This is a genomic window from Streptomyces sp. NPDC001604 (assembly GCF_042893475.1).
In the GTDB taxonomy this organism is placed as follows: Bacteria; Actinomycetota; Actinomycetes; order Streptomycetales; family Streptomycetaceae; genus Streptomyces.
Map to the genome: position 1 here is coordinate 737781 of NZ_JBIAUY010000001.1, position 21015 is coordinate 758795.

The 21015-nt window shown below is 71.2% G+C and carries 22 protein-coding genes, 1 tRNA gene and 1 pseudogene; 6 read left to right on the top strand and 18 right to left on the bottom strand.

Annotation, left to right across the window (positions count from 1 at the left end; genetic code table 11):
• Window positions 1-43: 43 nt before the first annotated feature.
• From ACFY1E_RS03395 to ACFY1E_RS03425, 7 genes are all read right to left on the bottom strand, one after another.
• Complete coding sequence (locus tag ACFY1E_RS03395) at window positions 44-463, bottom strand: hypothetical protein (RefSeq protein WP_389070821.1); 420 nt, start codon at window positions 461-463, stop codon at window positions 44-46.
• Window positions 464-670: 207 nt separating this feature from the next.
• Window positions 671-967 (bottom strand): zinc-ribbon domain-containing protein, encoded by a 297-nt coding sequence (locus tag ACFY1E_RS03400; RefSeq protein WP_389070822.1) that lies wholly within the window; start codon window positions 965-967, stop codon window positions 671-673.
• 95 nt (window positions 968-1062) lie between these two features.
• The gene (locus ACFY1E_RS03405; protein ID WP_389070825.1) at window positions 1063-1431 is read right to left on the bottom strand and encodes a hypothetical protein; all 369 of its coding nucleotides are present in this window, start codon (window positions 1429-1431) and stop codon (window positions 1063-1065) included.
• A gap of 117 nt (window positions 1432-1548) precedes the next feature.
• On the bottom strand, window positions 1549-2913 hold the full coding sequence (locus ACFY1E_RS03410; protein WP_389070828.1) for a Cys-Gln thioester bond-forming surface protein: 1365 nt from the start codon (window positions 2911-2913) through the stop codon (window positions 1549-1551).
• 304 nt (window positions 2914-3217) lie between these two features.
• Window positions 3218-3694 carry a single-stranded DNA-binding protein gene (locus ACFY1E_RS03415; RefSeq protein WP_389070830.1) on the bottom strand — a complete coding sequence of 159 codons (477 nt, stop codon included), beginning with the start codon at window positions 3692-3694 and terminating at the stop codon, window positions 3218-3220.
• Window positions 3695-3967: 273 nt separating this feature from the next.
• A complete protein-coding gene (locus ACFY1E_RS03420; protein WP_389071612.1) occupies window positions 3968-5710 on the bottom strand; it encodes a GTPase in 1743 nt (580 codons plus the stop codon).
• A 150-nt stretch (window positions 5711-5860) separates the two neighbouring features.
• Complete coding sequence (locus ACFY1E_RS03425; protein ID WP_389070833.1) at window positions 5861-7468, bottom strand: dynamin family protein; 1608 nt, start codon at window positions 7466-7468, stop codon at window positions 5861-5863.
• A gap of 319 nt (window positions 7469-7787) precedes the next feature.
• Here ACFY1E_RS03425 and ACFY1E_RS03430 point away from each other — a divergent pair.
• A tRNA-Arg gene (locus tag ACFY1E_RS03430) sits at window positions 7788-7860 on the top strand.
• 38 nt (window positions 7861-7898) lie between these two features.
• Here ACFY1E_RS03430 and ACFY1E_RS03435 read toward each other — a convergent pair.
• Window positions 7899-8822: a zinc-binding dehydrogenase gene (locus ACFY1E_RS03435; RefSeq protein ID WP_389070836.1), complete on the bottom strand. Its 924-nt coding sequence runs from the start codon at window positions 8820-8822 to the stop codon at window positions 7899-7901.
• Window positions 8823-8899: 77 nt separating this feature from the next.
• Between ACFY1E_RS03435 and ACFY1E_RS03440 the strand changes: the two genes are divergently transcribed.
• Window positions 8900-9298: a winged helix-turn-helix transcriptional regulator gene (locus tag ACFY1E_RS03440; RefSeq protein WP_389070838.1), complete on the top strand. Its 399-nt coding sequence runs from the start codon at window positions 8900-8902 to the stop codon at window positions 9296-9298.
• Window positions 9299-9366: 68 nt separating this feature from the next.
• Here ACFY1E_RS03440 and ACFY1E_RS03445 read toward each other — a convergent pair whose 3' ends face one another.
• The 5 genes from ACFY1E_RS03445 to ACFY1E_RS03465 all read right to left on the bottom strand — a co-directional run bounded on the left by ACFY1E_RS03445 (window position 9367) and on the right by ACFY1E_RS03465 (window position 14881).
• Window positions 9367-11085, bottom strand: a complete 1719-nt coding sequence (locus ACFY1E_RS03445) for an LCP family protein (protein WP_389070839.1) — start codon at window positions 11083-11085, stop codon at window positions 9367-9369.
• A gap of 165 nt (window positions 11086-11250) precedes the next feature.
• Window positions 11251-11538, bottom strand: a complete 288-nt coding sequence (tatA, locus tag ACFY1E_RS03450) for a Sec-independent protein translocase subunit TatA (protein WP_115908097.1) — start codon at window positions 11536-11538, stop codon at window positions 11251-11253.
• 33 nt (window positions 11539-11571) lie between these two features.
• On the bottom strand, window positions 11572-14205 hold the full coding sequence (mgtA, locus tag ACFY1E_RS03455) for a magnesium-translocating P-type ATPase (protein WP_389070842.1): 2634 nt from the start codon (window positions 14203-14205) through the stop codon (window positions 11572-11574).
• Window positions 14198-14560 (bottom strand): ArsR/SmtB family transcription factor, encoded by a 363-nt coding sequence (locus tag ACFY1E_RS03460; protein WP_389070845.1) that lies wholly within the window; start codon window positions 14558-14560, stop codon window positions 14198-14200. Before ACFY1E_RS03460 ends, mgtA begins: the two co-directional genes overlap by 8 nt.
• A gap of 42 nt (window positions 14561-14602) precedes the next feature.
• On the bottom strand, window positions 14603-14881 hold the full coding sequence (locus ACFY1E_RS03465) for a hypothetical protein (protein ID WP_389070847.1): 279 nt from the start codon (window positions 14879-14881) through the stop codon (window positions 14603-14605).
• A gap of 195 nt (window positions 14882-15076) precedes the next feature.
• On the opposite strand from ACFY1E_RS03465, the gene ACFY1E_RS03470 reads away from it, so the two are divergent.
• Window positions 15077-16036, top strand: coding sequence for a D-2-hydroxyacid dehydrogenase family protein (locus ACFY1E_RS03470; protein ID WP_389070850.1), 960 nt, complete (start codon window positions 15077-15079; stop codon window positions 16034-16036).
• A gap of 13 nt (window positions 16037-16049) precedes the next feature.
• Here the strand turns inward: ACFY1E_RS03470 and ACFY1E_RS03475 are convergent, their stop codons facing one another.
• The 5 genes and pseudogenes from ACFY1E_RS03475 to ACFY1E_RS03495 all read right to left on the bottom strand — a co-directional run bounded on the left by ACFY1E_RS03475 (window position 16050) and on the right by ACFY1E_RS03495 (window position 19316).
• Window positions 16050-16922, bottom strand: a complete 873-nt coding sequence (locus tag ACFY1E_RS03475) for a tyrosinase family protein (protein WP_389070853.1) — start codon at window positions 16920-16922, stop codon at window positions 16050-16052.
• On the bottom strand, window positions 16906-17373 hold the full coding sequence (locus ACFY1E_RS03480; protein WP_389070855.1) for a tyrosinase cofactor: 468 nt from the start codon (window positions 17371-17373) through the stop codon (window positions 16906-16908). Before ACFY1E_RS03480 ends, ACFY1E_RS03475 begins: the two co-directional genes overlap by 17 nt.
• Window positions 17374-17507: 134 nt before the next feature.
• A pseudogene (locus tag ACFY1E_RS03485) lies at window positions 17508-18006 on the bottom strand (DUF5949 family protein).
• Between the two features lie 74 nt (window positions 18007-18080).
• Window positions 18081-18560, bottom strand: coding sequence for a hypothetical protein (locus ACFY1E_RS03490; protein ID WP_389070858.1), 480 nt, complete (start codon window positions 18558-18560; stop codon window positions 18081-18083).
• Between the two features lie 21 nt (window positions 18561-18581).
• Complete coding sequence (locus tag ACFY1E_RS03495) at window positions 18582-19316, bottom strand: beta-glucanase (RefSeq protein WP_389070860.1); 735 nt, start codon at window positions 19314-19316, stop codon at window positions 18582-18584.
• Window positions 19317-19594: 278 nt separating this feature from the next.
• Between ACFY1E_RS03495 and ACFY1E_RS03500 the strand changes: the two genes are divergently transcribed.
• The 3 genes from ACFY1E_RS03500 to ACFY1E_RS03510 all read left to right on the top strand — a co-directional run bounded on the left by ACFY1E_RS03500 (window position 19595) and on the right by ACFY1E_RS03510 (window position 20995).
• Window positions 19595-19990: a hypothetical protein gene (locus ACFY1E_RS03500; protein WP_389070863.1), complete on the top strand. Its 396-nt coding sequence runs from the start codon at window positions 19595-19597 to the stop codon at window positions 19988-19990.
• A 306-nt stretch (window positions 19991-20296) separates the two neighbouring features.
• On the top strand, window positions 20297-20617 hold the full coding sequence (locus ACFY1E_RS03505; protein WP_389070865.1) for a hypothetical protein: 321 nt from the start codon (window positions 20297-20299) through the stop codon (window positions 20615-20617).
• Between the two features lie 60 nt (window positions 20618-20677).
• Window positions 20678-20995, top strand: a complete 318-nt coding sequence (locus ACFY1E_RS03510) for a hypothetical protein (protein WP_389070868.1) — start codon at window positions 20678-20680, stop codon at window positions 20993-20995.
• The last annotated feature ends 20 nt before the right edge of the window (window positions 20996-21015 follow it).

Genomic DNA, 21015 nt, shown 5'->3' on the forward strand with positions numbered 1-21015 from the left:
CTGGCACGGCCCAGGGACGGCTCAGCCCGACATCTTGGTGGTGTCAACCGCTGGTGTGGATGTCGTCCATGCTCGCCGGCCCTGCGACGCATTTCCCGCTCTCGTCCACTATGTAGATGACGTCACGGGTCCCCACTGCGCCCTTCTCCTTACCAGGCTCGGGGTCGATGAAGGGGCAGGCCGACTCCACTCCTCGGACGACGACCTCGTACGTCTTCGGCCACGCGCGTCCCTCGGTCCACCCGAAGAAGGCACCGCCCTCGCCAGGCTTTCGGTCAGGATCCCCTACGACCACGAGGCCGTGCTTTCCGCACTGCGGACAACCGAACACGCGGGCATCCCAGGCCGACTCGTTGACCACTCGCACCGGCAGTTCTTCATCATCGGAACTGCCGCACCCCGTAACGGAGACGGCAACGATGCCCAGCGCGGCGACCAGCAGCGAAATACGCGGCCGCTTCACGCGCCGGCAGGACACAGTGCCGGCCCTGCCCGGTCTCGAAGGTTGCATGCCTGGACTCTCTCGTGATCATGATTCGGGCCGGATCATCTCAGGTCACAGCGGGCCATGCCCAGCCCTTGATCGGCTTGGCACTCGGGACGGTGGGAACGGTGGCGGCAGTCGCGTACATGACCTTTGTATGTGTTTCCTGCCCGCGACGGTGGGTGCTCAGGCTCCGGGGTGCTGGTGGGGCTGCTGCGGCTGCCCGTAGGGCCGGCCGTCGGGGGTGCCTGTGGACTGGGCCTGGAGCTGTTCGGCCTGTTCCTTGGTGACCTTCTGTTCCGCGCCGCAGAAGGTGCACTGCGTGGCGTACCTCGTCGAGATGGGGAACAGCGGCACGAAGAACAGCGTGAACTTCGTGACGCGCTTCCTGAGCGTGTGCGCGGCAGGGTTGCCGCAGCCTCCGCACACCAGCGTGAGTATCGCGAGCTGGTACAGGTATCCCTTGGTGCCAAAGATGATCACGAGATCGGCCCTTCTCGGGTCGGTGTCCGCCGCCGGGTGGAAGACGCTGACCGAGATCCTCTCGCAGATTCACCCCCTCGGCGCCATGGTCACTTTCAGTGGTCGCCGTTCACCTTGGACAGCCGCTGAGCCAGCAGCAGGGCAGCCACGGCCGTCGCCCCGACCACCCCCGCCGACCGGAAGGCACGGGAGGAACGCCAGGACAGCACCGACCACCGGGACTGCGCGGACAGCAGTGATCCCGTGCTCAGCCATGACCCGGCCGAGATCAGCGACAGCGCCGAACCGATCGACCCGCCGGAGAGCACGCTCCCGACCGACCCGACGGACAGGGCCGACCCGACGGACCCGATGGACAGCACCGACCCCACCGAGCCGATCGACAGCACCGAATCCTGCGACCACAGGGACAGCACCGAGCCCGAGGAGGCGCACGACGCCGGCGACACGGATGACTTCGTCATGAGGCCATCCTGCCCATCCATCTCACCGAGCTCCATGCATGTGGCCGAACACGTCCTGGAGGGGCGGGTGTTGGGGAGGCGTTCCTTCTCGTAGGTGTAGGGACTTCCTCCGACGGCTCAGTCCTGTGTCGGTGCGTCCTTCTTTCCTACGAGGACCAGGGCCGCGCCGCCGATCACCACGAAGGCGATGGCGATGCCCGCGATCAGCGGGGTCGTGCTGGAGCCGCCGGTGGCGGCGAGGTTGGTGTCGTCTGCGATGCCGCCCACCGTCGCGGGGCTCGGTTCGCTGAGGATCTGGGTCGCGTTGCCGGTCTGGGAGGTCTGGGTCCTGCAGTCGAGGATGCCGGTGAAGCGTTCCTTGAGGCCGGCGGGTCCCGTGATCGTGAAGTCGTAGGGCTGGTCCTCCTGCAGGGGGATCGTCACCGTGCGGGCCCCGCCCGCCGGGATGCTGTGCTCGATCCCCATCAGCTCGAAGGTGAACGCCTCGTCGCCCTGATTGGCGGCGATGATGTCCACGCCCTCCTTGGTGCAGTCCCTCGCGGCCGACAGGGCCGGTATCGCGCCCTTCTTCGCCCAGCTCGCGCCGGCCGTCGCCGAGACCGTCGACTCGCTGGAGCCGGCCAGGATCTGCGTCTGGCTGCGGGTGTCGGAGGCGAAGGCGCGGCCCACCGGCACGGTGGTCGAGGCCTGCACGGTGAGCTCGGCCGAGCCGTCGGCGGCGTGCTCGGGCACCTCGAAGAAGACCTGGCTGCCGTCGGCCGCGGAGGTGAGGGGCTTGCCGTCCTTGCCGACGATCCGTACCCCGCTGGTCGCCGCACCCATCGGCGGCGTCACGGTCACGCCGGCCGCGTTGGTGTGCACGGTCACCGGGCCGAGCAGCCCGCCGGGGTGGCCGGAGACCGCGGGCGGGTCCAGCGTCAGCGACGCCGCGGGCTCCGCCAGGTCGACCGCGCTCTTCTGCAGGTAGTCCGCGAGCTTCTCGGCCTGCGGGTCGACGGCGTCCACGTCGGCGTGGTCCGAGTAGCGCCAGATGGCCACCTGGGTGCCCGCCGCCGCGTCCTGCTCGGTCAGGCCGCCCTGGACGCCCGCCTTCGCCGCGAGCGTCGCCAGGTCATTGACCTGCGGGTAGGAGTGCTGCAGGATCCAGCGGATCCGGCCGGCGTTCTTGTTGGCGCCCAGCGAGGTGCCGCTCCACGCGGTCTCGTGGTACTTGGCGTCCCGCTGGGTGGGGTTGTGGATGTCGACGCAGTACGTCTGCAGGGTGCCGCCGCCGTCGACGGACATCTCGAACAGGCCCGCCGAGACCTGCTGGTCCCCGGTCTTCTCATGGATCACGGCGGTGCCGTACGTCTTGAGGCCGCCTATGGTGGCGGTCGCCCCGCCCTGGCCCTGTGTCGTCTCCTCCGCGGTGGCCGTACCGGCTCCGGAGAGCACCCCGACGGCCACAAGACCGGACACCAGCGTCGCGGCGGCGAGGCGCACGGCCCCTCGCCTGCGTGCGGACGGCGCAGAGAAAGAAGAAAACACCAAATTCCCCTTCGAGCAGGACCATTGACGTGGGGGGTGTGGTCCCACCAGCAGAATCAGAAGCCCCAAGAGCTATGCCGGGCATCCTATGGACGCGGCGCACCGCGCTTGCCGGTCATACCGTCGGACAAGCGATCCGACTCGGAATCGTTATCGCCAAGAGGGCCCATGAGCAGGGCTTATCGACAAATCCACCGGACCGTTCGGAACGCATTCGCCGATAAGCCGCAGTACGGTCAGCTCGGGGCACCGACTGACATCACGTCACCGCAGCGGGCTCCGGCTCCCGTTGGGTCGAGTCGGTCTCCGAACCGCCGGGCGGGGTCTCCCAGTTGGGCTCGGGCTGCCGGGGTGCTGCAGCGGCAGCCTCCGGATCCGGCCTGCCCGGCCGCCGGAACGCCGAGGTCCCCCGCGTGAGGTCATGGCCGATCGCCACCGCCTCGAGGTCCGCCGAGACCCAGTTCTGTCCCTCGCGCGCATCCTCACGCACCTTGAGCCTGCCCTGCACGATGACGGGGTCACCCACGTCCAGCGAGGCCGTCACGTTCGTGGCCAACTGCCGCCTGGCCCACACCGTGAAGAAGTTGGTGTGGCCGTCGGTCCACTCGTTCTTCTCACGGTCCAGATAGCGCGTGGTCACCGCGAGCCGGAAGCGCGCCGACGGCCCCGACGCCAGATCCCGGAACGCCGGCTTCGTCGCCACGTTCCCCACGGCGCAGATGATCGTCTCGTTCATCACGACCCCCTCCCTCGCCCGGCCGCCGGGGCCGGGCGGACATGCCTACGGGCCCGTCCCGTACGGCTGCGTCTGCCGCGGCGACCGCGTCCCTCGCGATCGCCGCACCGCCAGACTGCCTCCGTCGGGCCGAGCCCGCTGAGCCCTGTGGACCGCCCCCCACGCGTGGAAAACTCCATCACCCGGACGGGTGAGTCCAGGAGCACTCCGATGAGTGATCATCTGCAGAAAGGCTCACCGTCACCCTCCGGAACCCGCCGCCCCGTCCGGGTGTCACCGGGGCCCGGTCCCCACTCCCTTCACCCGCCCGTACTGCTCCCGCACCTCCCGGTAGCGCAGCAGCTCCGCCGCCACCGGATCCAGCACCCGGGCCCGGCCGCACCCGGCGGCCGCCTCCCGCAATCGCCGTTCCGCGTCGGTGCCGTAGCGCCGAGCCGGTCCGCGCGCCGCCATCCGGCAGCTCCACTCGACGATCGGGCCGCCGATGATGCCGGCCGCCATCAGCAGCACCGGCACCCCGAGGTTCGGCGCCATGAACCCGATGATCTGCCCCAGCAGCCACAGCCCGCCCACGACTTGAAGGAGCGTCATGGAGACCTGGGCCATGACGGCCAGCGGCCACCAGCCGGGCCGCGGTGGCCGGCCCGGCGGCAGACCCGCCCGTACCGCCAGTTCATCGAGCGCCTCGGGCAGCCCGTGGGAGCCGCGTACGGCCGCCTCGCGCACCGCCTGGGCCCAGGGCGCGGGCAGCCCGGTCGAGGCCCGGTCGGCGAGCGTGCGCACCGCCTGCTCGACGCGCTGGCGCGCCGTGGCCTCCTCGTCCGTCTGAGGCGGCAACGGCACCCGCCCGGTGGTCGCTTCGGACCGGTCCCGGTACCAGCGCCACAGCCGCAGCCAGGGCGTTCCACAGGCGCGGTTGGCGTTGCGCAGCCAGGCGCGCTCGGCCGCCTCGCCGGCGGCGGACGCACCCACCGCGTCCGCGAGCCGGGCGGAGAACTCGTCCCGCGCCTCCTCGCTCAGGCCGGTCCGCCGCCGCGCCGCGTAGAGGGGCCGCAGTTCCTCCGCGGCCGCGTCGAGATCGGCCGAAATTCGCCGTGCCGGGGCTCCGCGTTCCGCCACAAACTGCCCGAGTGCCTCGCGCAGTTCACCGACGCCGTCGCCGGTGAGTGCGGACAGCGCGAGCACGGTGGCGCCGGGATCGCCGTACTCGCCCAGGGCGATCCCGTCCTCGTCGAGCAGCCGCCGCAGGTCGTCGAGGACCTGGTGGGTGGCCTCGCCGGGCAGCCGGTCGGTCTGGTTGAGGACGACGAACATGACCTCCGCATGCCCCGCCATGGGCCGCAGATAGCGCTCGTGCAGGACGGCGTCGGCGTACTTCTCGGGGTCGACGACCCAGATGACGGCGTCGACGAGGGCCAGGACCCGGTCCACCTGTTCGCGGTGCTGTACGGCCGCCGAGTCGTGGTCGGGCAGGTCGACCAGGACCAGCCCGCGCAGTTGCGCCTCCGTCTCGGGGCTCTGCAGCGGGCGCCGCCGCAGCCGGGGCGGGATGCCGAGCCGCTCGATGAGGCTCGCCGCGCCGTCACTCCAACTGCAGGCGATGGGCATCGCGGTGGTGGGCCGCCGTACGCCGGTCTCCGAAATCGGTACCCCGGCCAGGGCGTTGAACAGCTGTGACTTGCCGCTGCCGGTGGCGCCCGCGATGGCGACGACGGTGTGCTGCCCGGAGAGCCTGCGCCGCGCCGCCGCTTCGTCGAGCACCCGTCCGGCCTCGGCGAGCGTCTGGCCGTCCAGCCGGGTGCGGGAGAGCCCCACGAGTTCCCGCAGCGCGTCGAGCCGCGACCGCAGGGGGCGGTCGTAGGTGAGCGGGACCGCCGGCTGGACGCTCAGCGCCCGTGTCTCCACCACCGGGACGTGCTCGGACCCGGTGTTCTCCTCGGTGGCGCGCCGCGCGATCAACCCGTCGTCCCAGGCGCTCGTGGACTCCGTACGACGGGCGGTGGCGACGTCCACCACGCGCGCGTGGCCGCCTTTGTCACGTACGCCGGACTCACGCTCGCCGGACCCCTGCTTCACCGTTCGGTCCCCTCCCGTCAGGCTCTTGGCGCTCTCTTCGGGGTGCTCGGCCCGGCCAGTGTGGTCCTCGTCTGTGACGGCAGTCACCGGTCACCTCTCCTTCTGCAGTACGGACAGCGCGGCGATGAGTTCGGCCTGGGGCTCGGGGTGGATCTCGAGGGCGTCGAGGGGTGCGAGACGGCGCTCGCGTTCGGTGTGCATGACCCGGTCGAGGTGCTCGGTGAGCAGCCGCCCGCCCCGGTCGCGCAGCCGCAGCGCCCCGTGCGCGCCGATCCGCTCGGCGAGCCCTTCGCCGGCCGGACGCGCCCGGCGGCCGCCCAGCAGCGCGGTGGCGACGAGGGCCGCGACGACCTCGGGGTCCGGCGCGACATTGCGGTCGAGGTCGCGGACCTCTTCCTCGGCGTACTCCTCGAGCTCGCGCCGCCATCGCCGTACGGCCAGCCCGATGCGGTCCTCCGCGCTCTCCGCCGACGGTTCCTGTTCCGTCAGCTCCGGGGCGCTCGCGGCGGGTTCGCGCCGCCAGGCCTCCCGGATGCGCTCGTCGGCGGCGGTGACGGCGCACAGCAGGAGCGTGGCAAGGCTCTCCACGAGCGCGTCCAGGAGCTCTCCGGCGGAGCAGTCCAGGGGGAACGCCCGCCACCGCTTGAGGGCGTCCCCGGCGAGTACGGCGCCTGCCTGCAGCCGGCCGCGCACGCGCGCGTGCTCGCCGTCGTACGCGCCTTCGACGGCATTGGTGAGCCGCAGGGCCGCCGCGTACTGGGCGGCGGCGGCATTGGCCAGTTCGGGCAGCCGGATCCTGAGGGAGTCGAGCATCCCGTTGGCGGTACGGGCCATGGCCTGCTGCCGGGCGGCCGGGTCCTGCGCCAGGTGTACGAGCCAGGTCCGCAGCGAGGCCACGGCGGTGGCCGGCAGCAGCCCGCTTCCCCAGGCGGACTCGGGCAGTTCGGGCACGGTGAAGCGCGGGATGTCGCCGAGTCCGGCCTTGGTGAGCAGCGCGCCGTACTGCCGGGACACCTCGGAGACGACCTGGTGCGGCACGCGGTCGAGCACCGTCACGAGGGTGGCGTCGTACTCCTTCGCGGTGCGCAGCAGATGCCAGGGGACGGCGTCGGCGTAGCGGGCGGCCGTGGTGACCATGACCCAGATGTCGGCCGCGCAGACGAGTTCGGCGGCCAGGACACGGTTGTCGGCGATCAGGGAGTCGATGTCGGGGGCGTCGAGGAGGGCGAGCCCGCGCGGCATCGTGTCGGCGGTCTCGACGCGCAGCACGCGCGCGGGGTCCTCCCCGGGGAGCAACAGGTCCTCCCCGGCGTCCTGATGGGGCACCCACACGCGCGTGAGGTCGGGCAGCACCCTCATCCCGCTGAACCAGTGATGGTCCTCCGGGTGGCACACGAGCACCGGTGTGCGCGTGGTCGGCCGCAGCACGCCCGCCTCGCTGACCCGGCGCCCCACGAGGGAGTTGACGAGGGTCGACTTGCCGGCTCCCGTCGAGCCGCCCACGACGGCCAGCAAGGGCGCTTCGGGCTCCCGCAACCGGGGCACCAAGTAGTCGTCGAGCTGTGCGAGCAGTTCGTCGCGGTTGGCACGCGCGCGTGGAGCCCCGGCCAGGGGCAGCGGGAAGCGTGCGGCGGCGACACTGTCCCGCAGGGCGGAGAGTGCGTCGAGCAGCTGAGGCCGTACGTCCAAGGTCACCACATGCGGAGAATGCCCGATTTTAGGGGAATTCTGAAGCATATGAGCATGTCTGCGCGCCGACAGGACACAAGGGACGGAAGGGATGACTGGGACGCAGGCACACTCCAGGCATAACGAGTGCACAACACCCGGTGCGCGAGGACCCAAAAGCGATGCACGATTCGTACCTGCCTGCGATTATCAGGACCGCTTCACCGAACCTCCACATCGAGCCACGGAGGCGAAGCAACAGGGACAAGGACACGGGAGCCCTATCCTTGTCCCCGGCACGTCACGGAACGGCCCACACCCGGGCACCCACGACAGCGGCCACACACCGGCCCCCGTAGCTCAGTGGATAGAGCAGGCGCCTTCTAAGCGCTTGGCCGCAGGTTCGAGTCCTGCCGGGGGCGCCCAGTCTCCGCCCTCCTTCGGGAGGGCGTTTTTGCTGTCAGAGCGGGCTTCCCAGGGCCATGACCGCTTTCCCGACGACGCGGCGTCCGCGCAGGGCCTCGGCGGCCTCCTCGAAGCGGTCCCAGGAGCCCTGCCAGCCGACCTCGACCCTGAGGAGCCCCTCGGCAGCCAACCGGGTGAGAACGGCCAGGTCCGCGCCGGCCTCGCCTTCGATGACGAAGGAGTTCAGCGACTTGGCCGGGCCGACGGTCGCGTACGGCGCAAAGACCGCCGGTTCGCCGGAAGTCCAGCCGACGCTCTGCACGCTGCCGCCGGGAGCGAGCAGGTTCCATGCCGCGACCAGCTGGGAGCCGCCGACGCTGTCGATGACCACGTCGACCGGTCGGTGGAGACACTCCAGTCCGATCAGCACCTCGTCGGCACCGGCCTCGCTCAGCCCCTCTGCGCGGGCCGCCGAGCCCACCGAGGCGATCACATGGGCACCGGCCCGCGCCGCCAGCTGCACCGCGAACCGGCCGACCCCGCCGGAGGCCCCGGTGACCAGCACCCTTTTGTCCGGTCCGAGCCCCGCTGCCCGCAGCGAGCGCAGTGCCGCCACTCCGGCGACCGGCAGAGCCGCGGCCTGCGCCGGCTGCAGGCCCTTCGGCACCTCGGCGAGGGCACCCACGTCGATCGCCACGCGCTCGGCGAACGCTCCCGCGGTCAGCGCCACCACCCGGGTGCCCACCGCCGGGCCCGTTCCGTCGGCCATGGCCCGAACGACCACTCCGGCGGCGTCCGAACCGAGCACCGCGCCCACGGGGATGCGCCCGGAGCGGGCGTCGTTGAGGTCGCCGTAGTTCAACGAGGCGTGGGAGACGTCCACCAGGACCTGGCCCGGCGCGGGCACGGGGTCGGACACCTCGGCGAGGCGGACGGCCGCGGATGCGGACGGATCGACGACGAGAGCACGAACGGGCATGTCTTCCCCCTTGGTTCACGACTTGTAACAGCAGTCATCATCGATAACCTTGCTGGTCGCCGGAAGGAGGCACTTTCATGTCACGCAGTCACACCCGTGTCACCGAAGCGCTGAGAGACGAAGCCTGCCCGGTCACCGAGGTGCTCGACCGCGTGGCGGGCAAGTGGAGCATCGGGATCCTGATCGCCGCCGCCCACGGCCCGGTTCGCTTCACCGAGCTCGAACGGGCCATCAAAGGCATCAGCCGCCGGATGCTCACGCTCAACCTGCGCCGGCTGGAGCGCGACGGGCTCCTCGTGCGCACCGTGTATCCGACGGTGCCGCCCAAGGTCGAGTACAGCCTCACCCCCATGGCCCAGGAGCTCCACGCCTCACTGACCGGGCTGGTGGGCTGGGCCGAGCGGCACCGGTCCGCCATCGCCGAGGCCCGCGCCGCCTACGACACCGCGGCGGGGCAGAGCCCCGGCGCCGACTGAACCGCCACCCTTTCGTCAGCGCAGAGCTGCCTTCGCTCCGGACGCGTCCAAGGCAGCGCGGCGCTCGATCAGGGCGCCGAGTCCTCCTTGCCCCTGGCCGCCGCGTACGCCTGGGACGGCGTCATCGGCACCCCGTTGATCTGCACCGTCTTGTAGGGGCTGACCTTCGCGCAGGTCTTGGCCTTGTCTGCGGTCTGGGCGTGCGCGTCGGCGACCGCGGCGTGCGTGTCGGCGGGGGCGGCCGAGGAGCCGCCCGAGGAGCCGTACGCCGTGCCGCTCGGCCAGTCGCTGCCGATGACGAGGACCACGCCGCTGCTGCTGCCCTGGGTGAGGTGCGAGGCGGGCAGTCCGAGGGCGGAGGCCGCCGTCTGGGCCTGGGCCTTCTGCCCGGGGCCGTAGGTGATCGTCGTCCGCGACGACTGCGCGGGGGCGTTGCCCGTGGTGGTGTTCGAGCTGAAGCCCTTGGAGAGGAGGGCCTGCGCGACCACGGAGGCGCGTCCGCCGGTGGTGGTGCCGTTCTCGACCTGTACGGCGACCTCGGAGGCCGGCACGGTGGCCGACGTCGACGGGGACTGGGACGCGGAGGGCGTCTTCTTCTTGCCGCTGTCCGAGGTCAGGGACTGGTCGTTCGCGATGGTCGCGAACAGCGAGTCGGCGGAGGCGGCGGGGACGACCCGGTTGGCGTTGGTCGGGTCGGCCGCGGTCTGCATCGTGGTGAACGTCATCCGCTTGGACGGGACCTTGTTCAGATCCGTCGCCAGGTTCACGAGTTTGGTGACGCTGCCCAGGCCGGTGTCCACGGTCAGCGCCTTGGTGGCGGCGTCCGCCAGGGAGTAGACCTTCGCCGGGTCCGTGAGGGTCCCCGCGCTCTTGAACTTGCGGATCATGGCGCTGAGGAAGAGGTGCTGGGAGACGGTACGGCCCAGGTCGCTGCCGTCGCCGAAGCCGTGCCGGGAGCGGACGAACTCCAGCGCCGCATCGCCCTGGAGGGTGTGGGTGCCCTTGACGAGCTTCAGATGGGAGTAGGTGTCGTAGACGTTGTCGCTGACGCAGACGTCGACGCCGCCGACCGCGTCGGACATCTTCACCACTCCGGCGAAGTCGAGCATCACGAAGTGGTCGATGGTGATGCCGGTGAGCTGGTGAATGGTTTTGACCTGGCACGCGGGGCCGTACTGCAGCGCGCTGTTGATCTGGCCGTAGTAGCCGGACGTCGCCTGGCTGCTGTCCGGGTCCTTGCACGCGGGGACGTGGGTCATGGTGTCGCGCGGGACGCTCATCACGGTGGCGTTGGAGCGGTCGGCGGAGACGTGCACCACCATCTCCACGTCCGCGTTGTGACCGACGGTCGCACTCGCCGAGCCGCAGCCGCCGCCCAGTTTGCAGTCGGCCGCGTTGTTCCGGCCGTCGGAGCCGATCACCAGGATGTTGATGGGGGTCCGCCCGAAGGCGTCGGCCTTCTCCTGCCCGCCGGCGCCGTCGTCGATCGCGACGCTCTTGATGTTGCCGTTCAGATGCTCGTACAGCCAGGCACCGGCTCCGGCCGTGACCAGGATCAGCACCGCCACCGTGAACAGGGCTATGCGGGCGATCCTTCTGCGCCGGGCGACGGGCTTGGCCCGGCGGCCCGCGCCGCGCCCCCGGGAGCGTGCCGCCTGCCGGGCCGCGGCCCGGCCGCCCTGCGGTGGACGGGACGTGCCGTCATCGGACTCCCGCTGACGAGGAACGCTTGCTGAACGATCTCGGGTGGCCGCATGGCCACGATTTCCGCCCCAGGGGTCGCTCAACTCCCACTCCCTACGCTGTGGCCGACGCCAACCGACGGCGCCACGGCGCACCCCTCGGGTTGGTTGATTGCGCAATATAGCAAGCGTTATCCCGTTCGCAGGTGGGCTGTGTCACACCTCCCACCCGCGCCGGGCCGGTACGCCGTACCGGCACGCCTCTCCGGCTCAGCGAACCGTGCTGTCCTCGGAGACCGGACGGGCCGATGCGGCATCTCCCGGGGAGGACTGGATGACGCGGGCGGCCGTCGCGTCGGACGCGGGCTCGGACTGCGGCTGGGCGGCGGGAGCCGGGGCGGCGCCGTCCTCCTTCATCGCCTTCGCCTCGCTCTTGAGGATGCGCATGGACTTGCCGAGACCGCGGGCGGCCTCAGGCAGCTTCTTGGAGCCGAACAGCACGATGATGACGATCGCCAGGACCAGCAGGTGCCAGGGTTCCAGTCCGTTGCGGAGCATCCCGCCCACCCCTTCTCACTTCTCGCATGGTTGCTACGTTGCGCAACTGTACAACCATGGTGCCCTTCTGACAGCCATCAGTCCGACGGTGTACAGCGCGAGAACGGCGGCCAGCAGAAGGTAGTAGAGGAGCGGCAGCGGGGTCAGCCCGAGCAGCGAGCCGAGCGGGGATACCGGCAGTAGCAGTCCTACGGCGGCCAGCGCGCCCGCCGCCCAGCCGATCGGCCCGGGTCCGCGACCCGCCGCGAGGCGCCCCGTGCGCAGCAGCACCATCACCAGGGCCTGGGTGAGCAGGTTCTCGGTGAACCAGCCGGAGTGGAACACCGCCCGGTCGTCCAGCCCCTCGGGTCCGTGCAGGGCGAGCTCCAGCACGCCGAAGGTGGCCAGGTCGGCGACCGCGTTGAGGACGCCGAAGCCGATGATGAAGCGCAGCAGATCGCGCGGGCGCAGCAGCGTGGGGCGGCGCAGCACGGACGGATGGGGCCGGTCGTGTGCGAAGGCCAGCTGGGCGGCGTCGAAGCACAGGTTCTGCGCCAGCACCTGGGCCGGGAGCATCGGCAGGAAGGGCAGCAGGAGGCCCGCCGCGAGCATCGCGATGACGTTGCCGAGGTTGGAGGAGAGGGTGATGCGCAGATACGTGGCGATGTTGCCGCCCGAGTACCGTCCGGCCGCGATGCTGTGGTCGATCGCGGTGAGGTCCTTGTCGGCCAGGACCACGTCGGCGCTCTCCCGGGCGACGGCCACGGCGTCCCGGGGTGCGATGCCGACGTCGGCCGCGCGCAGGGCGGGCAGGTCGTTGACCCCGTCGCCGAGATAGCCGACGGTGTGCCCGCCGGCCCGCAGGGCGGCGGCGAAGCGGGCTTTGTGCGCGGGGGTGCAGCGGGCGAGGACGACGGTGCGGGCGGCGGCCGCGGCGAGTTCGGCGTCGGTGAGGTGGTCGATGCCGTCGGCGGTGAGGACACCGTCCGGCGGTACGGCGATCCCCAGGTCGCGGCAGGCCCGGACGGCGGTGCCCGGGTGGTCGCCGGTGAGGATCCGCACGGTGACGCCCCGTTCGGCGAGGACCTTCAGCGCTTCGCCGGCGGTCTCGGCGAGCGCGTCCTTGAAGGTGACGAAGCCCCGGAAGTCCAGGCCGCGTTCGTCGACGGCCGTGTACTCGCGGGTGCGGGCGGGGCGGTCGGCGGTGGCGACGGCCAGCACCCGCAGCCCGTCGTCCGCGTGCCGCGCCGCGAGCGCGAGCAGTTCCCCGCGCCGGCCGTCCTCCAGTACGCAACGCTCCAGGACGGCCTCGGCGGCCCCCTTGACGACCAGGGTGTGCGTGCCCAGCCGTCCCGGCGTGCGGACGACGGCGGTCGCAAGGCGCCGCAGCGGATCGAAGGGAAGGGCCGCCACCCCGTCGTACGCCATGACGTCGTCCTCGTCGGCCGCGTCCAGGACGGCGTCGTCGAGGGCGTCCGGGGCGGGCAGGTCGGCGAGCTGCAGGGTCCACCAGGCGTTCACCGCGGCCCAGTGCAGCACCTCGGGGTCGTCCCGGCCGTCCGGGCCGAGGGCCTGGTGAAGGACCGGCCGGTCCTGGGTGAGCGTGCCGGTCTTGTCGAGGCAGAGCACGTCGACGGCGCCGAGGTCGTGCAGCGCGGGCAGCCGCTTGACGATCACACCGTGATTGCGGGCCAGCAGCGAGGCGCCGCGGGCCAGGCACATGGTGACGATGACCGGCAGCATCTCCGGCGTCAGCCCGACCGCCACCGCCACCGCGTACGGCAGCGTCTCCAGACCACGGTCGCGCAGCGCGGCATTGGCCATCAGGACCAGCGGCGGGGTCAGCAGCATGAACCGGATGAGGATCCAGGAGATGCCGTGCACGGAGCGGTCGAAGGCGCTGGCCTCGGGCCGGGCGTCGCCACGGCCGTGCGCCGCGGCGAACCGGGTCCGCGCGCCGGTCGCCACGACGACCGCGGTGGCACTGCCGGACGCGACACTGCTGCCCTGGAAGCACAGCTCGGGCCGGTCGAACAGCCCACCGCCCGGCACGCCCGCCCCGTCGGCGGCGTCCTTCGCCACGGGGGCCGACTCGCCCGTGAGCACGGCCTGATGCACGGTCAGGCCCTGGGCCCGCAGCAGTCGTACGTCGGCGGGGACCAGGTCGCCGGGGCCCAGCCGGATCACATCGCCCGGCACCAGCTCGTCCACCGGGATCTCCCGGGCGTCCGGAGGCAGATCCTCTCCGGCGCGGCGCAGGACGGTGGCGGTGGTGGCGACCAGGCCGCGCAGTGCGGCCATCGACCGGCCGGCCCGGTGCTCCCCCGACGCGCGCAGCACACAGCTCACGGCGACCAGCAGGAGGATCACACAGGCGGTGCCCCAGGAGGCGACGGCCGCCGACACCAGCCCGAGGCACAGCAGCACGACGGTGAACGGATCGCGCAGACTGCGCAGCAGCGCCCTCGGCCAGGAGGCTTCCCGGTGCGTCGGCAGCGTATTGGCCCCGAAGCGGGCCTGCCGCTCCTCGGCCTGCGCCTCCGTCAGCCCGCGCGGCCCGCTGTCCAGGCGCCGCAGCGTCTGCAGCAGGGTCGAAGGGCCCTGCCCCGCATCGGCGACCGGTCCGGGCCCTCCCGCGGGATCGAACGCCCCGGGGTCGGGTTCCGGGGCCGCGCTGCTGTCAGCCACCGGCCCCGCGCAGCGCGTGCACGGGCACGGACGACCGGTCGGCACGCGCGGCCAGCTGCCCCACCATCACCCGGACCACGGTCACGACGTCGGGATCGTCGACGTAGTAGATCTGCCGCCGGCCCTCCCGGCGGGACCGCACGAGTCCCGCGAGCTTCAGCTTCGCCAGGTGCTGGCTGACCGCGGGCAGGGCCCCGCCCACCCGGTCGGCGAGGTGGGTGACATCGCTCTCGCCCTGGGCCAGCGCCCACACGAGGTGCAGCCGGGCCGAGGAGGCCAGCAGTCCGAAGGCGGCGGCCGCCTCGGCCAGTACCTCGGCGGACGGATCCTCGAAGCCCCCGATGTCTGCCGCCACAGTCCTCTCCCGTCCCGCCCTGGTCGTCACGCTCGGTCCAGTCTAGGTGTCCGGCTGTGCGCGGACCTCCGTCTCGCCGCCCCCTGCCGCCGCGTCGTCCGGATCGGACCGGCCGCGGGCCGCCATCAGGAACCAGGCGACGTCACCGACGGCCGTCCCGGCAGCCACCGCCCCGGCGACCAGGCCCGCCGTGATCAGGCCCTGTCCGACGTAGGGCCGCCCGGCGAACGCGCCCGCTCCGAACCCGAGGAACAGGAACACGGCCGCGGCAACGGCCGGCACACCGGTCACGAGCATCGCCCGTACGCACACGAACCGCATGTATCTCCCCCGATGGATGGACGCCTGCGGCATGGAGTGGCGAGTGTAATGGTTCTCGGCTTGCGCAATCTTTAAAGGCTTCTTGATCTACGCGTACTCGATCAACGCGTGCTCGAGTGGCTCGCGGATCCGCTCATGCGCGACCATTGCTGATCACGCCCTGCCACCCGACCCCGCCGACGAAAGGGACCCGCCGTGCGGCTGCGCTGCGCTGTGCTCGACGACTTCCAGCAGGTGGCGACGGAGCTCGCCGACTGGTCACCCGTGGCGGACCGGGTGGATGCCGTCAGCTTCGCCGAACACTTCGACACCGAGGACGCACTCGCCTCCGCTCTGCATGACGTCGACATCGTCGTCACCCTGCGCGAGCGCGTCGCCTTCCCGGCCTCACTGCTCGCCCGTCTGCCCCGGCTGAAGCTGCTCGTCGCCTCCGGCATGCGCAACAGCGTCATCGACTACGCCGCCGCCGAGGCGCACGGCGTCACCGTGTGCGGCACGGCGAGCACCTCGACCCCGCCCGTCGAACTGACCTGGGCGCTGCTCCTCGGCCTCGCCCGCGGCATCGTAGAGGAGAGCAAGTCCCTGCGTACCGGCGGCCCTTGGCAGCAGACGGTGGGCGCCGACCTGCACGGCCGCCGCCTGGGACTGCTCGGCCTCGGCAAGATCGGCAGCCGGGTCGCCCGGGTCGGCACCGCCTTCGGCATGCACGTCAGCGCCTGGAGCCAGAACCTCACCAAGGAGTACGCCGACGAGGTGGGCGTCGAACTGGCCGCCTCCAAGGAGGAGTTGCTGTCCAGCAGCGACTACGTCTCCGTCCACCTGGCCCTGAGCGAGCGCACCCGCGGCCTGCTCGGCCCCGCGGAACTCGCCCTCCTCAAGCCCACCGCGTATCTGATCAACACCTCCCGCGCCGCGATCGTCGACCAGGACGCCCTGCTCGCCGCCCTGCACGAGGGCCGGATCGCGGGCGCGGGCATCGACGTCTTCGACATCGAGCCCCTCCCAGCCGACCACCCGATGCGCACGGCGCCCCGTCTGCTCGCCACACCGCACCTCGGCTATGTGTCGCGGGCGAACTACGAGACGTACTACCGGGAGGCGGTGGAGGACATCCGGGCCTTCCTGGACGGGGCACCGGTACGCCGGCTGAGCTGACACGAGGGATCGGTCAGGCGTACCGGTAGATCCGGCTCACGTCCTCCATCTCGTCCGGTGTCACCCCCCACGGCGGCATCGGCTCGTGCCGCGCGACGATGCGCCCGCGCTGCCCGCTGCGAGGGCCGGGCTGCTGGGCCGGCAGATAGCGCGGGGCACCGTTCCTGTGCAGCCGCTGCCAGCGGGTCCACTGCAGGTCGACGAAGGCGTGGTGCAGCCAGAACACGGGGTCGTTGACGGAGGCGCCGCCGAGCATGGCTCCGCCGACCCAGCGGTGGACGCGGTTGTGATTGCGCCAGGCGACGCCGTCCTGTCCGGTCCCCCAGCCCTCCAGCTTGTTGCGGAACCCCTCGTCGCAGGTGGAGTCCCAGGGCGAGGTGTCGTAGACCGGGTCGGCGAGCGCCTCCTGGAGTTCCTCCTGGGTCGGCAGCTCGATGGGGTCGTCGGCCCGGCCCAGGTCCCGGGTGAGGAAGTCGACGTCGATGATGCCCTCCCGGATGCGCCAGTACCCCTGCGCATAGGCGAACGGCCCGCTGACGACCTGGTGGTCGGAGCTGCGCCCGTTGCCGCCGAGGAGGTCGTCGGTCCAGGGCACGGACGTCGTCGAACGGTCCCGCGTCCAGTCCCAGTACGGCACCGTCACCGACGGGTCGACCCTTTGCAGCGCCCGCTCCAGGTCCAGCAGGAAGCGGCGGTGCCAGGGCAGGAAGGAGGGCCCCATGTGGGCGGGACGCAGTCCGGTCTCGCCGTCGGCCTGGTAGTACGCGATGTGCACCCGCACGAACTCGTCGTACTCCCCCCGCCATTTGATCTGGAGGAGTGCGTTGACGAGCCGCCGCCGCTCGTCGCGCGTCAGCGTGCTCACGTCCTTACGCACGTACACCATGGCGTTCCCCCATGTGCAGATGGCTTCCGCCGAGCAGGCCCGGCGCCAGGTCGCGCAGCCGCTGCCCGGGGCCGAGCTCGTCGACGGCCGCCCGGGTGGCCTCCAGCAGGGTCCGGTACGAGCAGTAGTGGTTGACCATGCTCAGCCAGCTGCCGTCGGAGCGGCGCATCAGATGCAGCGGGCGGCCGTCCACGGTCACCTGCCACGCACGGCCGTCGGCGCCGCATCCCGGGGCGGGGAGCAGGACACCCCGGATGCGGCGGCCACGGTAGACCTCGTCGAAGGCCGACTCGGCCGCCTCCCCGGCGCCTTCGGCGGGCCGCGGGGCGCGCGAGGCGGCGAGGACGGGGGTGAGCGCGAGCGCGGCGAGGCAGGCGAGCACCCGGCGCCTTATCGCCTGCCACCCCGGCGGCTCGGCGCCCCTCGGTACTCCACCGGCACTGACGACCATGGCTCGCTCCCTCGTAGGGTCAACACCAGTACGTTCATACGATGCTGCGCCCACGCGGAACGTCGGCGGAGCCGGTGCGTCAGCTCGTCCATAAATCCCACAAACGGGTCAGGATCGGCAGGCCGACGAAGCGCTCAGCGCGGGGTGAGGGCGGGCAGGAGCACATGCGCGGCGGCCCTCAGGGTCTGCTCGTCACCGGCGATGGCGGCCGGCGCCGCAGGCTCGATCGGCCGGCCCGGCCTGCCCCCGGGCCAGGGGGCGGGTGGTGAACACGAGACAGGCGTAGCCGCGTTCGGCGACCGCCGCGAGCCACTCGGGCGGAGCGGCGCACCGGGCGCCCAGCTCCGGCATGGTGACGAAGGCCTGCCCGGCCTCCAGGAACAGGCGGACGGCGATCGGGGCCCCGGTGGTGCCGTCGACGAGGCCCCCGCCGACCCGCAGCCCGTTGCCGGCCAGCAGCCCCTCCACCGCGGCGGACGTCGCCTGCGGACCTCCCTCGGCGTCCCCGGGGGAGGAGGCCAGCAGATACGGCAGGTCGCCCCCGTCGGCGGCGGCGCCGCTCCAGGGCAGCAGGACGAGGGTGCCGAGGTCGGTCATGCGGAAGGGGCGCGTCTCGGTTGGGGTCGAGGTCATCGCGCGACCTTGTCGACGGGCCACCGAACAGCCCGCTGCCTTCTCACCCGAATGACCGACCGTCCGGGCGAGGCTCACCCGACCGTTGCCGCCGCGGCGAGGACCTTGCCCAGGGCGCTCACCATGCCGCTGACGGCCGGGGGGACCTTTTCGGCGTCGCCGGAGGTGGCGGCCACGATCAGGGCGTCGACCGCCTTCTTCAGAGCGGTCAGCGCGTCCCCCTTGACCGCCTTGGTCCTCAGCGGGGTGGCCTTGGCGATGGCGTCCTTCACGGCGTCGCCGAGCTTCTGCGCCTCGACGACGGACAGCTGCCCGCCGTCGGCCTTCAGCACGGCGTTGAGCAGTCTGGCGACCGGAGTGAGCACACCGCCGATGTCGCCGAGCTTCTTGATCTGCGGGATCAGTTCGTCCGCGCCGGGGACCGGCCCGAGGGACGAGGCGCGGGCGCGTTCCCGTGCGGAGCCGGCCGCGACGGCGGCCGGGGCGGCGATGCCGACCAGGAGGGCGGCGCTCAGAGCGACGGACGCGATACGCCGTGCGGGCAGTGCACGCATGGGGGCTCCTTTCGAGAACACTCAGCGGTAGACGCGAAGGTGGGCGACGACGAAGGTGAGGGGGTCCGGACCGGAGGGGGCCGGGTGGTACCGGCCGGCGCTCAGCGACAGATTGAGGATCAGATACGCCGACCAGTCGGCGCCCACTCCGGTGCGGTCGCGGAAGACCCGCTCGCCGTTGACGTACCAGTCGACGGAGTGCTCTCCGTAGCAACTGCCGATGGTCACCCACTCGTCCGGGGCGATCGTGTCGGCATCCGTGTGATACGCACAGCCGTGGTTGACGTGGTTGGACAGCTCCAGCAGGTGCGGGTTGTCGGGGTGGTACTCGAAGGTGTCGATCTCGTTCCCGCCGTCCTTCCAGGTCCACAGCGCCGGCCAGGCGCCGGTCCCGGAGGGCAGTTTGACCCGGGTCTCGGCGTAGTCACCGGTGCGCACCTGGAAGCCCTCGGCGGAGTACTCGGTGGTGAGCAGGCCGGTGTGCCAGGCCTGCCGGCCGTTCTCGAGGGTGTGGCCCGCCGGGGAGGCGGTGAAGGTGGCCACGCCTTCGGAGACGGTCACACAGCCGGGGCTGAGCCAGTCCAGCTTGTTGTCGTCCGGATTGTGGTTGCCGTAGCGGTAGGCGCTGGTTCTGTCGCCGACCCATCTGCTCCCCCAGGCGATGGGGGCGTCGAACTCCTCCGACCAGGTGAGCGACTTGCCGGCGGCGATGGCAGGGGACGCGGTCGGCGTGGGCTGGGCGCTGTCGGCGGTCATGGCGGTGAGGGTAGGGCCGCGAAGCGTACGCCCCGGCCGAAGCAGCGGCCGCACCACTGGAATTCCTCTTTCACACTACCCATCCGGCCGAAACCGCACCCACCATACGATCAATTGATTCACCGACCATCCGAATCCCTTTGACGACACCGTAAGCAAAGCATTGTTCACCCCTCTGACTTTCATGCGTATGGAGTAACGCATCGCTTTTACGGAGGGCTTGGACTGCTATGTTCTCCAGCCGTCGGATCAGAGGTAACTTTCAACCGAGGTGAATCATGAAGAAGGCAATTTTCACCACTGCGGCGTTGGCCATCGGAGCGGGCCTCGTGGGTGGGTCCGCCGTAGCGGCGTCGGCCGCCACCCCGCCGGCCGCACCGGCTGCGTCGGGCGGCCTGCTCGGTCTCATGTCCCCGACCAAGGTGACTCCGGCGGTCGTGCCGGCGGCCGACGTCGTCTCGCGACTGGCCCGCAACGGCAAGCTCGCCAACGGTAGCGCCTTCGACAAGCAGAAGACTCCGGGCGTCTCGGGCGTCTACCTGGACGGCATGGACCCGAACGCCTCCAAGAAGCCCACGATTCCGGTCAAGAACCCGGCCGGAAACGGCGTCGTTCAGGTCCACCCGCTGCAGGCCCCGACCTCCACGGGTCTGGGGAGCCTGCTCAGCAAGTGACAAGACGGAGACCGTAGGAGCCGGCCGTACCGGCGAAAGCCCTCATATGAAGCACTTGCCCGGCCCACCGGCCCTCTCCCTTCCGGTGGGCCGGACACATGTCGACGGCCGCTCCCTCTTCGGATTGTCGTTCATTTACGCCACACGGATTCCGGATCCAATCCGGTCCGACCCCCAGGAACCTGCGGCATTGCGCCATCCGACGGAATAAACCTTGTTTAGGCGCCCGTCCCGTGACTTATACGCGCATATCAAGGTTTCCTGGTATGCAAGCGTGCGCAACCGTGAATTGAGGAAGGAACTAAGTTGCCCAGGAAGTTCGCGGTCATCACTGCCCTCACCCTCGGCGCTATGGTCAGCAGCGTCGGTCTCGCCTCGGCCAACGACAGCAACACCACCGTCAAGGGCGGCAGCGGCTTCGCGGAGTCGCCGGTCGTCGTGAACGCCCCTCAGCAGGGCGTTCTGGTGGTCAACGGGACGCTCGTTGACGGCCGTTGCATCGCCCCGTGGTCCAACGGATCCGTCCTCGGCGGCATCGTGGCCCCGAATTCGCACTACGCCGCGTGCAACACGGCGGCCGTCGACCAGTCGCAGAACGCCCCCTACTCGGGCGGCCTGATCTTCTGACCTGCTCCGAGCAAATCGGAGCAAGCGCATCACCCAAAACAGCCCGGAAAGGCGCATCCCATGCGTAACAAGGTTTCGGCCATTTCCGCCCTCGCCGCGGGCCTCGTCCTCGCGGCGGCCGGCACCGCCGCGGCCGAGGACTGCACCGACGTCAAGGGCGGCAGCGGCTTCTCGTCGTCCCCGGTCGTCGTCAACGCTCCCCAGCAGGGGATTGCCGTCGTCAACGGCTCGGTCGCCGACCTCCGTTGCGTCGCGCCGTGGTCCAACGGTGCCGTCCTCGGCGGCGTCGCGGCCCCGAACTCGCACTACGCCGCATGCAACACGGCGAAGATCGACCAGTCGCAGAACGCCCCTTACACGGGCGGCCTGATCTTCTGACCTGCTCCGAGCAAATCGAA

What these genes read in the sequence shown, in the direction of transcription:
- ACFY1E_RS03405 (WP_389070825.1), bottom strand. Translation starts at nt 1,431, where the DNA reads ATGACGAAGTCATCCGTGTCGCCGGCGTCGTGCGCCTCCTCGGGCTCG.
- ACFY1E_RS03415 (WP_389070830.1), bottom strand. Translation starts at nt 3,694, where the DNA reads ATGAACGAGACGATCATCTGCGCCGTGGGGAACGTGGCGACGAAGCCG.
- ACFY1E_RS03435 (WP_389070836.1), bottom strand. Translation starts at nt 8,822, where the DNA reads ATGCCCGTTCGTGCTCTCGTCGTCGATCCGTCCGCATCCGCGGCCGTC.
- ACFY1E_RS03440 (WP_389070838.1), top strand. Translation starts at nt 8,900, where the DNA reads ATGTCACGCAGTCACACCCGTGTCACCGAAGCGCTGAGAGACGAAGCC.
- tatA (WP_115908097.1), bottom strand. Translation starts at nt 11,538, where the DNA reads ATGCTCCGCAACGGACTGGAACCCTGGCACCTGCTGGTCCTGGCGATC.
- ACFY1E_RS03465 (WP_389070847.1), bottom strand. Translation starts at nt 14,881, where the DNA reads ATGCGGTTCGTGTGCGTACGGGCGATGCTCGTGACCGGTGTGCCGGCC.
- ACFY1E_RS03475 (WP_389070853.1), bottom strand. Translation starts at nt 16,922, where the DNA reads ATGGTGTACGTGCGTAAGGACGTGAGCACGCTGACGCGCGACGAGCGG.
- ACFY1E_RS03480 (WP_389070855.1), bottom strand. Translation starts at nt 17,373, where the DNA reads ATGGTCGTCAGTGCCGGTGGAGTACCGAGGGGCGCCGAGCCGCCGGGG.
- ACFY1E_RS03490 (WP_389070858.1), bottom strand. Translation starts at nt 18,560, where the DNA reads ATGCGTGCACTGCCCGCACGGCGTATCGCGTCCGTCGCTCTGAGCGCC.
- ACFY1E_RS03495 (WP_389070860.1), bottom strand. Translation starts at nt 19,316, where the DNA reads ATGACCGCCGACAGCGCCCAGCCCACGCCGACCGCGTCCCCTGCCATC.
- ACFY1E_RS03500 (WP_389070863.1), top strand. Translation starts at nt 19,595, where the DNA reads ATGAAGAAGGCAATTTTCACCACTGCGGCGTTGGCCATCGGAGCGGGC.
- ACFY1E_RS03510 (WP_389070868.1), top strand. Translation starts at nt 20,678, where the DNA reads ATGCGTAACAAGGTTTCGGCCATTTCCGCCCTCGCCGCGGGCCTCGTC.